The 13,323-nt window shown below is 70.4% G+C and carries 11 protein-coding genes; 5 read left to right on the top strand and 6 right to left on the bottom strand.

What is annotated here, in order from left to right:
- Nucleotides 1-42: 42 nt before the first annotated feature.
- The 3 genes from HHL10_RS02725 to HHL10_RS02715 form a co-directional block, all read right to left on the bottom strand.
- Nucleotides 43-1,659 (bottom strand): peptide chain release factor 3, encoded by a 1,617-nt coding sequence (locus HHL10_RS02725; RefSeq protein ID WP_169158771.1) that lies wholly within the window; start codon nucleotides 1,657-1,659, stop codon nucleotides 43-45.
- A 169-nt stretch (nucleotides 1,660-1,828) separates the two neighbouring features.
- Nucleotides 1,829-2,323, bottom strand: a complete 495-nt coding sequence (locus HHL10_RS02720; RefSeq protein ID WP_169158770.1) for a Dps family protein — start codon at nucleotides 2,321-2,323, stop codon at nucleotides 1,829-1,831.
- 269 nt (nucleotides 2,324-2,592) lie between these two features.
- Entirely contained in the window at nucleotides 2,593-3,516 is a 924-nt protein-coding gene (locus HHL10_RS02715) for a LysR substrate-binding domain-containing protein (RefSeq protein WP_169158769.1), read from the bottom strand.
- A gap of 65 nt (nucleotides 3,517-3,581) precedes the next feature.
- On the opposite strand from HHL10_RS02715, the gene panB reads away from it, so the two are divergent.
- Both panB and panC read left to right on the top strand, forming a co-directional pair.
- Nucleotides 3,582-4,385, top strand: a complete 804-nt coding sequence (gene panB / locus HHL10_RS02710; protein WP_169158768.1) for a 3-methyl-2-oxobutanoate hydroxymethyltransferase — start codon at nucleotides 3,582-3,584, stop codon at nucleotides 4,383-4,385.
- Nucleotides 4,386-4,416: 31 nt separating this feature from the next.
- Nucleotides 4,417-5,244, top strand: coding sequence for a pantoate--beta-alanine ligase (gene panC, locus HHL10_RS02705; RefSeq protein WP_169158767.1), 828 nt, complete (start codon nucleotides 4,417-4,419; stop codon nucleotides 5,242-5,244).
- Nucleotides 5,245-5,279: 35 nt separating this feature from the next.
- On the opposite strand, the gene recG is transcribed toward panC, so the two are convergent.
- On the bottom strand, nucleotides 5,280-7,358 hold the full coding sequence (gene recG, locus HHL10_RS02700) for an ATP-dependent DNA helicase RecG (protein ID WP_169158766.1): 2,079 nt from the start codon (nucleotides 7,356-7,358) through the stop codon (nucleotides 5,280-5,282).
- 57 nt (nucleotides 7,359-7,415) lie between these two features.
- Here recG and queA point away from each other — a divergent pair, with 57 nt between their 5' ends.
- The 3 genes from queA (at nucleotide 7,416) to tgt (ending at nucleotide 10,325) form a co-directional block, all read left to right on the top strand.
- On the top strand, nucleotides 7,416-8,462 hold the full coding sequence (gene queA / locus HHL10_RS02695; RefSeq protein ID WP_169158765.1) for a tRNA preQ1(34) S-adenosylmethionine ribosyltransferase-isomerase QueA: 1,047 nt from the start codon (nucleotides 7,416-7,418) through the stop codon (nucleotides 8,460-8,462).
- A gap of 206 nt (nucleotides 8,463-8,668) precedes the next feature.
- Nucleotides 8,669-9,055 (top strand): c-type cytochrome, encoded by a 387-nt coding sequence (locus HHL10_RS02690; RefSeq protein ID WP_169158764.1) that lies wholly within the window; start codon nucleotides 8,669-8,671, stop codon nucleotides 9,053-9,055.
- 142 nt (nucleotides 9,056-9,197) lie between these two features.
- A complete protein-coding gene (tgt, locus tag HHL10_RS02685) occupies nucleotides 9,198-10,325 on the top strand; it encodes a tRNA guanosine(34) transglycosylase Tgt (protein WP_169158763.1) in 1,128 nt (375 codons plus the stop codon).
- Between the two features lie 122 nt (nucleotides 10,326-10,447).
- On the opposite strand, the gene HHL10_RS02680 is transcribed toward tgt, so the two are convergent.
- Together HHL10_RS02680 and HHL10_RS02675 are read right to left on the bottom strand one after the other, a co-directional pair.
- Complete coding sequence (locus tag HHL10_RS02680) at nucleotides 10,448-11,125, bottom strand: CAAX prenyl protease-related protein (RefSeq protein ID WP_235970990.1); 678 nt, start codon at nucleotides 11,123-11,125, stop codon at nucleotides 10,448-10,450.
- Nucleotides 11,126-11,363: 238 nt separating this feature from the next.
- Nucleotides 11,364-13,277 (bottom strand): PhoX family protein, encoded by a 1,914-nt coding sequence (locus HHL10_RS02675; RefSeq protein WP_169158762.1) that lies wholly within the window; start codon nucleotides 13,275-13,277, stop codon nucleotides 11,364-11,366.
- Between the last annotated feature and the right edge of the window lie 46 nt (nucleotides 13,278-13,323).

Raw genomic sequence — 13,323 nt, 5'->3', positions numbered from 1 at the left:
GCAGGCGGCTTGTCGCTCAGTGACCTGGGCCGCTTGCGGCGCTCAAGCCTCGATCCGCTGCTGGAACATCAGCCCGGCGTGTTCGCGCAGGGCGTGGAACTTGATCTTGGGCCAGTTGTCCTGCATGGCGCGCAGCTCGCCGGCGTACTCCAGCAGCACGCAGGGCGCGTCCACGGCGTCGAAGGCCACGCGGTGCGCGTTGTGGTCGATGAAGCGCTGCAGCTCCTTGGCGTCGTCGCAGGTCACCCAGCGCGCCACGTTGTAGCGCACGGGCTGGATGCGCGCGCGCACGCCGTACTCGTGCTCCAGGCGGTGCGCCACCACCTCGAACTGCAGCTGGCCCACCGCGCCCAGCAGCAGCACCGAGCCGGCCGCTGGGCGGAACACCTGGATCGCGCCTTCCTCGCCCAGCTGCGTCAGGCCCGCGCGCAGCTGCTTGGTCTTGAGCGGATCGGCCACCTCCACCGCGCGGAACATTTCCGGCGCGAAAAAGGGCAAGCCGGTGTACTGCAGCGCCTCGCCCTCGGTGATGGTGTCGCCCAGCTGCAGCACGCCGTGGTTGGGGATGCCGATGATGTCGCCGGCAAAGGCTTCATCGAGCAACTCGCGGCGCTGCGAGAGAAAGCTCACCACCGAGTTCGGACGCAACTCCTTGCCGGAGCGCACCACCTTCAGCCGCATGCCGCGCTCGAAGTGGCCGCTGGCCACGCGCAGGAAGGCGATGCGGTCGCGATGCGCCGGGTCCATGTTGGCCTGGATCTTGAAGACCACGCCGCTGAACTTGGGCTCCTCGGGCTTCACCTCGCGCTGGATGGCGTGGCGCGAACCCGGCGCCGGCGCCAGCTCGACGAGGGCATCCAGCACTTCCTTGACGCCGAAGTTGTTGATGGCTGAGCCGAAGAACATCGGCGTCTGGTGGCCGGTGAGGAATTCCTCCTCGTCGAAGGCGGGGGCGGCTTCCCGCACCAACTCGATCTCGCCGGCGGCCTGCTCGTAGGACATGCCGAAGCGCTCCGCCAGCACCGGGTTGTGCACGCCGTCGATGATCTCGTCGTCGTCGTGGTGCCGGTCCTCGCCGGGCGAGAACACGCGCATCTGGTCGCGGCGCAGGTCCAGCACGCCGCCGAAGTGCTTGGCCATGCCCACCGGCCAGGTGAAGGGCACCACGCCCATGCCCAGCTCGCGCTCGATCTCGTCCATCAGCGCCAGCGGCTCCTGCACCTCGCGGTCCATCTTGTTGACGAAGGTGAGGATGGGCGTGTTGCGGGCGCGGCAGACCTGCAGCAGGCGGCGCGTCTGGGGTTCAACACCATTGGCGGCGTCGATGACCATCAGCGCCGCGTCCACGGCGGTGAGCACGCGGTAGGTGTCTTCCGAGAAATCCTGGTGGCCCGGGGTGTCGAGCAGGTTGATCACGCAGTCGCGGTATTCCATCTGCATGACGGACGACGCCACCGAGATGCCGCGCTGCTTCTCGATCTCCATCCAGTCCGAGGTGGCGTGGCGGCTGGCCTTGCGCGCCTTGACCGAGCCGGCGATCTGGATCGCGCCCGAGAACAGCAGCAGCTTCTCGGTCAGCGTGGTCTTGCCCGCGTCAGGGTGGGAAATGATGGCGAAGGTGCGGCGGCGGCGCACCTGGGAGAGGAGGTCGGCGGACATGCGGGGCGTGCGGAAAAAAAGCGGTTTGCGGCCGCAAAACCCGACCGCGCGTGAAAAGGAAAACCCTCGATTATCGCGGCCCTCGCCTGGCCCGCCGCCGGGGCGGGCATTGCCGCGCCGCCGGCCTCGTGCAGTGCTGCCGCACGGGCCCGGCGCGGCGTGGAGAGGCTTATTCCTCCAGCAGCGAGCGCAGCATCCAGGCCGTCTGCTCGTGCACCGTCAGGCGCTGGGTCAGCAGGTCGGCGGTGGGTTCGTCGCCGGCCTCTTCCACCACCGGGAACAGCTCGCGCGCGGTGCGGGCCACGGCCTCGTGGCCTTCCACCAGCAGGCGCACCATCTCCAGCGCCTTGGGCGGCTGGCCCGGGGCGTCGCCCACCGTGGCGTTCTGGCCGAACTGCGCGTAGGAGCCCTGCGCCGTGTGGCCCAGCGCGCGGATGCGCTCGGCGATCGGGTCCACCGCGTTCCACAGCTCCGTGTACTGCTCCATGAACATGATGTGCAGCGTGTTGAACATCGGGCCGGTGACGTTCCAGTGGAAGTTATGCGTCTTCAGATAGAGCGTGAAGGTGTCGGCCAGCAGCTTGTTGAGGCCGCCGGCGATGGCGGCACGGTGCTCCTCGCTGATGCCGATGTTGATCGGGGTCTTGGCAGGGGTCTGGGCCATGCGTTTCTCCTGTTCAGGTTGAGGGGACAACCACCAATGTAGCCAAGGCGGGGTGGCGGGCTGCCCCGGCGGCTTGCGGCTTAGCAGCCGCGCGCCAGCAAGGGCAGTGCCTGTGCCAACCCGCGGGCTGCGCGCACCGGCCGTCGGCACGCCCATCACATCGTCCTTTGCTGTGTGCTCGCGGCGGCGCCGGGATGAACAGAAGAATGGATGCGGGCTATCAAACAGGCTATTTGAATAGCCCAAAGCTGGCGATAGCCTTTTCCGGCTCAACCGCTGAGCCGCTCCACGCCTTCGAGCTCGCAGGCATAGACCGCGTTGCGCAGCGCGGCGATGGCCTCGTAGCGGGTGAAGGTGCGGCGCCAGGCCAGCACCACGCGGCGCGAGGGCGCGGGCGGCTCGAAGGGGATGTACTTCACCAGCGGCTGCGGTTCGCGCGGCACCGACAGCTTGGGCACCACGGTGATGCCCATGCCCGAGGCCACCATGTGCTTGATGGTCTCCAGCGAGCTGCCCTCGAAGCTCTTGCGGATGCCCTCGGTAGCGCTGGAGAAGCGCGCGAACTCCGGGCACACCTCCAGCACGTGGTCGCGGAAGCAGTGGCCGGTGCCCAGCAGCAGCATGGTCTCCTGCTTGAGCTCCTCGGCGCTGATGGCCTCGCGCTGCGCCAGCGCATGCGCCTTGGGCACGGCGACGATGAAGGGCTCGTCGTACAGCGGCGCCAGGGCCAGGCCGGTGTCGGGGAAGGGCTCGGCCATGATGGCGCAGTCGAGCTCGCCGGTGCGCAGCATCTCCAGCAGCTTGGCCGTGAAGTTCTCCTGCAGCATCAGCGGCATCTGCGGCGTCATGGCGATGGCGTGGCGCACCAGCTCGGGCAGCAGGTAGGGGCCGATGGTGTAGATGATGCCCAGGCGCAGCGGCCCGTTGAGCGGGTCCTTGCCGCGGCGGGCGATCTCCTTGATGGCGGCGGCCTGCTCGATCACGGACTGGGCCTGGCGGACGATGTCCTCGCCCAGCGGCGTGACGCTGACCTCGTTGCTGCCGCGCTCGAAGAGCTTGACGTCGAGCTCTTCCTCCAGCTTCTTGATGGCCACCGAAAGGGTCGGTTGTGACACGAAACAGGCCTCGGCCGCGCGTCCGAAATGTTTCTCCCGGGCCACGGCCACGATGTATCGCAGTTCGGTCAGGGTCATCCCGGGATTGTGCTCAAATCCCGGCCCCTGTGCGCCGGCGCGGCTGCCGGCACGGAGTTTCGACCATGGACCGCAAGCCCCTGACCCTGCACCGACTGCGCGAGCTGCACGCCACCGGCGAGAAGCTCACGATGCTCACCTGCTACGACGCCGTCTTCGCGCAGGTGCTCGACAACGCCGGCGTGGAGATGCTGCTCATCGGCGACTCGCTGGGCATGGTGCTGCAAGGGCACGACAGCACGCTGCCCACCACGCTGGAGGAGATGGCCTACCACACGCGCTGCGTGGCACGCGGCAACCGCAGCGCCTGGATCGTGGCGGACCTGCCCTTCGGCAGCTACCACGAGAGCCTGGAGCAGGGCGTGCGCAGCGCCGTGGCGCTGATGCAGGCCGGCGCGCACATGATCAAGCTCGAAGGCGGCGGCTGGACTTCGCCGCTGGTGCGCGCGCTGGTGGAGCGCGGTATCCCGGTGTGCGGCCACCTGGGCCTGACGCCGCAGTCGGTGCATGCCCTGGGCGGCTGGCGCGTGCAGGGCCGCGACCATGAAGCCGCCGCCACGCTCAAGCGCCACGCCCAGGAGCTGGCGCAGGCCGGTGCCGCGATGATCGTGCTGGAGCTGGTGCCCGCGGCGCTGGCGCGCGAGATCACGGCCGAGCTGCCGATCCCGACCATCGGCATCGGCGCCGGCGCGGGCTGCAGCGGCCAGGTGCTGGTGCTGCACGACATGCTCGACATCACGCCCGGCCGCAAGCCGCGCTTCGTGCGCAACTTCATGGAAGGGGCGCCGAGCATCGAGGCGGCCGTGCGCAGCTACGTCAGCGAGGTCAAGGCCGGGCGCTTTCCCGACGACCAGCTGCACAGCCGTTAAAGAAACAACCACCGAGGGGAGAAAAGCCGCCATGCAAGTGCTGCACCGCATCGCCGACCTGCGCGCCGCCCTGGCGCAAGGGCCTCGCCCGGCCTTCGTGCCGACCATGGGCAACCTGCACGAGGGCCACCTGGCGCTGGTGCGCCAGGCCAAGGCCTCCGGCCGCCCGGTGGTGGCCAGCATCTTCGTCAACCGGCTGCAGTTCGGGCCCCACGAGGATTTCGACCGCTACCCGCGCACGCTCGAAGCCGACTGCGCGCTGCTGGAAGCCCAGGGCTGCGACTTCGTGTTCGCGCCCGACGAGGCCGAGCTGTACCCGGAGCCGCAGGCCTACAAGGTGCAGCCGCCGGCCGCGCTGGCCGACATCCTGGAAGGCCACTTCCGCCCCGGCTTCTTCACCGGCGTGTGCACGGTGGTGCTCAAGCTCTTCAACATCGTGCAGCCGGCGGTGGCCTACTTCGGCAAGAAGGACTACCAGCAGCAGCTCGTCATCAAGGCCATGGTGCGGCAGCTGGCGCTGCCGGTGGAGATCGTGGCGGGCGAGACCTGCCGCGCCGACGACGGCCTGGCGCTGTCCTCGCGTAACGGCTACCTGAGCCTGGCCGAGCGCGCCGAGGCGGTGGAGCTGCACCGGCTGCTGGACTCGGTGGCGCGCGCCGTGCGCGACAGCGGCAGCGACGCCCACACCCTGGAGCGCGAGGCCCTGGCCGCGCTGCAGCGCCGCGGCTGGCAGCCCGACTACGTCGTCATCCGCCGCCAGGCTGATTTGCAGGAGCCGCAGAGCCTGGACGAGCCGATGGTGGTGCTGGCCGCGGCCAAGCTGGGCAAGACGCGGTTGATCGACAACGTCGAAATCTGAGTGGGACGGCGCGGGTCGCACCCGCGCGCCTTTCCTCACGCCTTCAAAAACTCCGCCTTGCTTCCCAGCCACCGCGCCACATGCGCCTGCGCGGCCTCGGGGTAGCTGTCGAGCAGCTTGGGCGCCACGCGCCGGGCGCGTTCCAGCAGGGCGGTGTCCTGCAGCAGGTCGGCAAAGCGCAACAGCGCGTCGCCGCTCTGGCGCGCGCCCATGAACTCGCCGGGGCCGCGGATTTCCAGATCGCGTCGGGCAATTTCAAAGCCGTCGGTGGTCTCGGCCATGGCGCGCAGGCGCGACTTGCCGGTCTGCGACAGCGGCCCGGTGTAGAGCAGCACGCACACGCTCGCCACCGCGCCGCGGCCCACGCGCCCGCGCAGCTGGTGCAGCTGCGACAGGCCGAAGCGCTCGGCGTGCTCGATCACCATCAGGCTGGCATTGGGCACGTCCACGCCGACCTCGATCACCGTGGTCGCCACCAGCAGCCCCATGTGGCCGGCCGAGAACTCGGCCATCACCGCCGCCTTCTCCGCCGCGGGCATTCGGCCGTGCAGCAGGCCCACCTTCACCCCCGGCAGCGCGGCCTGGAGCTCGGCATGGGCTTCGGTGGCGTTGCGCAGGTCCAGCGTCTCGCTTTCCTCGATCAGCGGCAGCACCCAGTAGGCCTGCCGGCCGTTGGCGACCTCGTCGGCGATGCGGGCGATGACCTCCTCGCGCCGCCCGTCGGCGAACACCTTGGTGACGATGGGCGAGCGCCCCGGCGGCAGCTCGTCGATGGTGCTGACGTCCAGGTCCGCGTAGTAGGTCATCGCCAGCGTGCGCGGGATGGGGGTGGCGCTCATCATCAGCAGGTGGGGCTCCAGCGCCTCGTGCGCCAGCTTCTTGCGCAGCTCCAGGCGCTGCGCCACGCCGAAGCGGTGCTGCTCGTCCACGATGGCCAGGCCCAGCCGGGCGAAATGCACGTCCTGCTGGATCACGGCATGGGTGCCGACGATGAGCTGTGCCTCGCCGCTGGCCACGCGCTCCACCATCTGCTGGCGCGCCTTGCCCTTGCGGCTGCCGGTGAGCCAGGCGATGCCCACGCCCAGCGGCTCCAGCCACTGCACCAGCTTGCGGAAATGCTGCTCGGCCAGGATCTCGGTCGGCGCCATCAGCGCGCACTGCCAGCCCGCGTCCATGGCCACGGCCGCGGCCAGCGCCGCCACCACGGTCTTGCCCGAGCCCACGTCGCCCTGCAGCAGCCGGTGCATGGGCTGCGACAGGGCCAGGTCGGCGGCGATCTCGGCCACCACGCGTTCCTGCGCGTTGGTCAGCCCGAAAGGGAGCTGGCCCAGCAGCTGCTGGCGCAGGCCGCCCTCGCGCGCCGGCAGCGCCGGCGCGCGCAGCTTGGCGCGCTCGCGCTGCGCCTGCAGCTGGCTGAGCTGCTGCGCCAGCAGCTCCTCGAATTTCAGGCGCTGCCAGGCCGGGTGGCTGTGGTCCTCCAGCGTGGCCATGCTCACGTCCGGCGGCGGGTGATGTAGGAAGTCCAGCGCCTGGCGCAGCGTGGGCAGGCTGGCGGGAAGCACCTGCGGCGGCAGCAGCTCGTTGAGCGGCGCGCGCCCCAGCGCCGACACCACGGCCTTGCGCAGGTAGGCCTGCGGCAGCTGCGCGCTGGCGGGGTAGACGGGCGTGAGCGAGGTCGCCAGCGGCGTGCCCGGCTCCACGGGGCGGAACACCGGATGCACCATCTCGCGCCCGAAGAAGCCGCCGCGCACCTCGCCGCGCACGCGCACGCGCGCGCCGGGCGCCAGGATCTTCTGCTGCGCGGCATAGAAGTGAATGAAGCGCAGCGTCAGCTCGCCGCTGCCGTCGTGCAGCCGCACCACCAGCTGCCGGCGCGGCTGCAGCTCCACCTGGGCACGCTGCACCACGCCCTCGACCTGCACGTGGTCGCCCTCGCGGGTGCGGGCGATGGGGGTGATGCGGGTTTCGTCCTCGTAGCGCAGGGGCAGGTGCAGCGCCAGGTCGATGTCGCGCACCAGGCCCAGCTTCAACATGGCCTTGCCCGCCGGGCTGGCCGTACGCCCAGACGGCGCAGGGCGTTGCGGCAAAGGTACGGACTCGGCAGTGACTGGCATGGAACAATTCTGCCTTCTGATGCACGGACCTCTTCCAGGCCGGTACAGCCTGCGCCCATGACCACCTACACCCTCAGCGATTTCGACTTCCACCTCCCGCCGGAGCTCATCGCCCAGCAGCCGGCCACGGAGCGCAGCGCCTCGCGCCTGCTTGACGGCCGCGGCACTTTCCCGGCGGACCGCGTGTTCCGCGAGCTGCCCAGCCTGCTGCAGCCCGGCGACCTGCTCGTCTTCAACGACACGCGCGTGATCAAGGCGCGCCTCTATGGCGAGAAGCCCACCGGCGGCGCCGTCGAGGCGCTGATCGAGCGGCTGCTGCCCGGCAACGAAGTGCTGGCGCACCTGCGCGCCAGCAAGTCGCCCAAGCCCGGCGGCAGCATCCGCTTCGGCGACGACCTCGCGCAGGGCTTCGATGCCGAGGTGCTGGGCCGCAGCGGCGTGGACGGCTCGCTGTTCCACCTGCGCTTCCCCGACGACCCGCTGACCCTGCTGGAGCGCCACGGCCACGTGCCGCTGCCGCCCTACATCACCCACGCCGACCAGGCCGAGGACGCGCAGCGCTACCAGACGGTGTTCGCCGCGCGTCCCGGCGCGGTGGCGGCGCCCACGGCCTCGCTGCACTTCGACGACGCCGTGCTCGCGGCGCTCAAGGCCCGCGGCGTGCGCAGCGCCAACGTCACGCTGCACGTGGGCGCGGGCACCTTCCAGCCGGTGCGCAGCGAGAACCTGGCCGAGCACCGCATGCACAGCGAGTGGTTCGAGGTCAGCGAGCAAACGGTCCAGGCCATCCAGGAGACGCGCGCCGCGGGCGGGCGCATCGTCTCCGCCGGCACCACCACGCTGCGCGCGCTGGAGTCCGCCGCGCGCGGCGGCCGGCTCGAAGCCGGGGCGCGCGACACGGACATCTTCATCACCCCGGGCTTCGACTTCCGCGTGGTGGACCTGCTGGTCACCAACTTCCACCTGCCCAAGAGCACGCTGATGATGCTGGTGAGCGCCTTCAGCGGCTACGAGCATGTGCGCGCGCTGTACCGCCACGCGGTGGAAGCGCGCTACCGCTTCTTCAGCTACGGCGACGCCATGCTGCTGCAGCGCCGGCGCTGAGCCGCGCTGCCCGGCCGCGGCGCGCTGACGTCAGTGCGCTGCGCCCGCTTCTTGCATGCTGCTGCGCGCTGGAGCAGCCCCGTTGCTCCAGCGGCGCTCCACCTGCTCCACCCTGGCAAAAGCGCCGTGGGTATTGAGGATTGTCAAAGTCCGCCCCTCTGTGACCGCTACCGTGAGGTCATTCATCAACGCAAGAGGGGTTTTCCATGAGCAAGCAAGCGCTGTGTGTGTGGGTCGCGATGGCCGTGGTTTCCAGCGCCGCCCTGGCCGCCGACAAGAAGGACGACGCGATGCTGCAACTCGCCAGCAAGAGCGGCTGCATGACCTGCCACCACATCGAGCCCGGCGCGCAGGGTCCGGACGGCTTGGCGCCCGTCGGCCCGGCCTGGAAGGACGTGTCGGCCAAGTACAAGGGCGTCAAGGGCGCCGACGAGCAGCTGACCCGCACCGTGCTGCAGGGCTCCAACCCGTACGAGAGTCACTGGAAAGGCAAGGTCTCGGGCTTGGCCATGCCGCCCAACCACGTCGCCATCAAGGAAGCCGACGCCAAGCAGTTGGTGAAGTGGATTCTGGCCCTCGATACCAAGAAGTGATCCGCACGGCCCTGGCGGCCTGATCGTCCGGCCAGGACGCGCCGCCCGGGCCCGCAGCCGAGCCGTGCACTGGGCCACGGCTGGCGCCGCCGCAACGGCCCCGCGTGCCGGCCGGATCGCGGCGCTGCGGGACAATTCCCGCATGTTGAAATTCGAACTGCTCAAGACCGACGGCCGCGCGCGCCGCGGCCGCCTCACGCTCAACCATGGCGTGGTGGAGACGCCGATCTTCATGCCGGTGGGCACCTACGGCACCGTCAAGGGCGTGCTGCCCGCCTCGCTGGAGGAGATGGGCGCCCAGATCATCCTGGGCAACACCTTCCATCTGTGGATGCGCCCGGGCCTGGACGTGCTGCACGCCTTCGGCGGGCTGCACCGCTTCGAGGGCTGGAACAAGCCCATCCTCACCGACAGTGGCGGCTTCCAGGTCTGGAGCCTGGGCGAGATGCGCAAGATCAGTGAGGAGGGCGTCAAGTTCGCCTCGCCGGTCAATGGCGACAAGCTGTTCCTCACGCCCGAGGTCAGCATGCAGATCCAGACGGTGCTGAACTCGGACATCGTCATGCAGTTCGACGAGTGCACCCCTTACGAGACCAAGGGCCACCTCACGACCGAGGCCGAGGCCCGCTCCTCGATGGAGCTGAGCCTGCGCTGGGCGCGGCGCTGCCTGGCCGAGTTCCAGCGCCTGGAGAACCCCAACGCGCTGTTCGGCATCGTGCAGGGCGGCATGTTCGAGCACCTGCGCGAAGCCTCGCTGGCCTCGCTGCTGGAGCTGGACCTGCCCGGCTACGCCGTCGGCGGCGTGAGCGTGGGCGAGCCCAAGGCCGAGATGCAGCGCATCGTGGCCCACACCCCGCACCGGCTGCCGGCTCACAAGCCGCGCTACCTGATGGGTGTGGGCACGCCCGAGGACCTGGTGGACGGCGTGGCCAACGGCGTGGACATGTTCGATTGCGTGATGCCCACCCGCAACGCGCGCAACGGCCACCTGTTCACCCGCTTCGGCGACCTCAAGATCCGCAACGCCCGGCACCGCGCCGACCAGCGCCCGCTGGACGAGACCTGCAGCTGCCACACCTGCCGGCATTTCAGCCGCGCCTACCTGCACCACCTCGACCGCTGCGGCGAGATGCTGGGCCCGATGCTCACCAGCATCCACAACCTGCACTACTACCTGAACCTGATGCGCGAGATCCGCGAGGCGCTGGACGCCGGCACTTTCGAGCAGTTCCGCGTGCAGTTCGCCGCGGACCGGGCGCGCGGCGTCTGAGCCGCCAGGGCTGCGGAGGGCAGGCGCAACCCTGTCCACCAGGGGTCAACGGCCAGCACGCTCAGTGCTGATTTGTGTGCGGGCCGTTTACTCCCTGTTGGCAATCTGCCCGCAGTCCCCGCTCACCAGAACTGCCAGTTGCCCGTGGCCACCACCCAGATACCCAGCGCGCCGTTGGTGACGGCGTGGGCGATGACGGCGTTCCACAGCCGTCCGGTGCGCAGGTACAGCAGCGCGTAGGCCAGGCCGGCGACGATGGCGGCCAGCCACAGGGTGTGGGCGAGCATGAACAGCAGCGTGGAGATGAGCACCGCCCGCAGCCCGACGCGGCGCGGATCGACGCCCTCGAAGGCCGGGCGCTCCAGCCAGCGCATCAGGAAGCCGCGCCAGAACAGCTCTTCCATCACCGGCACCAGCAGCGCCGCGCCCGTCCAGCGCACGGCGATCAGCGCCCAGTCCGGCCGGCCCGCGTCGTCCAGCGGCACGAAGGCGGCGGTGGGCTCGCCGATCTGCATCCAGGGCGCGTCGAGCTGCACCCACAACACGAACACCAGCAGCCCCACGCCCACCGACAGCAGCGCCTCGCGCAGCGGCGGCGCGCTGCGCAGCTCGGCGTACTCCCGCCGCCAAGTCCAGAGCAGGCCGCCGACCAGCAGCAGGTTCAGGGCGTAGATCCAGGGCGCGCCGCTCCAGCCGGCGTCGTTGGCGGCCCCGCGCAGCGCCAGCAGGACCATGAAGAGCGCGAAAGGCGCGCAGCGCACGAGCGAGGCGCGGCGGGGCATCCAGGCGACGGTGTTCATGGCGGGGGAGTATCGGGGCCGGGCTCAGGGGGCAAGTCGGCGTGCTGTCCGGGGAAAGCTCAGGGCCGACGAGCGACGGGGCAGGCCGTGGAAGAAATGTCGTCATGCACGCGAAGGCGGGCATGACGGCGCTCTTTCTTCGGTCTGCGTTTCCAGTACGCGCCATGGCAGTGGCCCGGCCACTTTTCCCGGACAGCAGCGCGCCTGTGCGGGAATGACGAAGTAGGGGCGTGGCGCTTCAGCTCCCGATCACCCCGCCATCCAGCTTCTGCACCACCACCGTGGCCGAGCGCGGCCGGCCGCCGAAAGGCCAGCGCGAGAAGCGGTTGATGTTCTTCGGGTCGCTGCGGTCGCTGGCCGGCTCGCCCGGGTGCTGGACGTTGACGAACAGGGTGCGCCCGTCAGGGGTAAAGGTGGCGCCGGTGATCTCGCAGTTCACCGGGCCGGTGAGAAAACGCCGCACCTCGCCCGTGGTCACGTCGCAGGCCAGCATCTGGTTGTTGCCCAGCCGCGCGAACTCGCCCCGGTGCAGGTGGCCGGCGGCCACGTCGGTCTGGACCCACAGCACGCCGCGCGGGTCGAAACACAGCCCGTCCGGGCAGCCGAAGGCGTCGCCCTTCACATCGCCGCGCGCCTCGGCGCGGGCATTGGCCGGGTCGCCGGCCAGCAGCAGGTGGCGCCAAGTGAAGGTTTCGGCGTGGAAGTCGCCGTCCTCGCGCCAGCGCAGGATCTGGCCCATGGCGTTGGCCGCGCGCGGGTTGGCGGCATCGACGCCGGGCTGGCCTCCCTGGCCGCGGCGGCTGTTGTTGGTCAGGCTGCAGAACACCTCGCCGCTGGCGGGATGGATGGCCAGCCACTCCGGCCGGTCCAGCTTGGTGGCGCCCAGCAGATCGCTGGCTTGGCGCGTCTTGATCAGCACCTCGCCCTGGTCGGCGAAGCCGTTGGCCGCCGTCAGCGGCCCCTGGCCGTGTACCAGCGGCAGCCAGCGCCCGCGCCCCTCGGCGTCGAAGCGCGCGACGTAGAGCGTGCCGTGGTCCAGCAGCTCGCGGTTGGCCTGCGCGGCCGTGAGCCCGTCGGCGGCCGGCTTGACGCGATCGCGGCTGACGAACTTGTAGAGGTATTCGAAACGCGCGTCCTCGCCCGAATACACCACCGCGCGGCCGTCGCGGGTGAGCGCCACCCAGGCGCCCTCGTGCGCGGCGCGGCCCAGCGCGGTGCGTTTCACAGGCGCACTGCCCGGGTCCATCGGGTCGAGCTCGACGATCCAGCCGAAGCGGTTCGGCTCGTGGGGATGCTTCACCGCATCGAAGCGCGCGTCGTGCGCCTCCCAGCGGTTGAAGCTGCCGTTGGGAAGCTCCCAGCGCTTCTGGTGCGCGTCGGGGCGCGGGCCGGCGTTGAAATAGAAGGCGAAGTTCTCCTCGCCGCTGAGCACCGTGCCCCAGGGCGTGCGGCCCATGGCGCAGTTGGCGAAGGTGCCCAGCACGCGCCGGCCGTCGGGATCGGCGGCGGTGCGCAGCAGCGCATGGCCGGCGGCCGGGCCCTGCAGCGCGCAGGGCGTGGTGGCGGTGATGCGGCGCGCGTAGCGGCTGGGGCGCACCAGGCGCCACTGGCCCTCGTGCAGCTCCACCTCCGAGACCGAAAGGCCATGCGCCGCCTGGTCCTTGCGCACCTTCTCGGCGCTCCAGGGGTCGCCGCCGTCGGGGTGCAGCAGCCCGTCGTCGGTGTACTCGTGGTTGATGACCAGCAGGCCGCGGCGGCCGTCGTCCTGCAGCGGCAGGAACTGCATGCCGTCGTGGTGCATGCCGTATTGCAGCGCCTGCTCCTCGGCGCTGTTGGAGGCGTCCTCGCGCCAGGGCGGCATCGGCGCGCCGGCGATGCCCACCGGCTCACCCCAGGCGGTGAGCACCTGCGCGCGGTAGCCCGGCGGCACGGTGACGGTGTCGGCCTCGCTGGGCGGCAGGCCCTGGAAGCCCAGCAGCGTGCTGGTGCCGGAGACGCCGTTGCCGGCCGGCGCGGCACAGCCGGCCAACGGTCCGAACAGCGCGGCCAGCGCCGTGCCCAGGCCGCCCTGCAGCAGCACGCGCCGGGAGGCGTCGAGCTGGTGGATCGAGGCGTTGGAGGAGGGGTTGCTGTCTTGCAGCGGATGACGCATCGGCGCTCTCAGGTCTGGAAACGCGACGCCGCCGGCGAGGGCCGGC

It is taken from the genome of Azohydromonas caseinilytica (genome assembly GCF_012927045.1).
Lineage (GTDB): Bacteria > Pseudomonadota > Gammaproteobacteria > Burkholderiales > Burkholderiaceae_C > Azohydromonas > Azohydromonas caseinilytica.
Note: the sequence above shows the minus strand (reverse complement) of the source record. Positions and strands in the feature narration are given on the sequence as shown.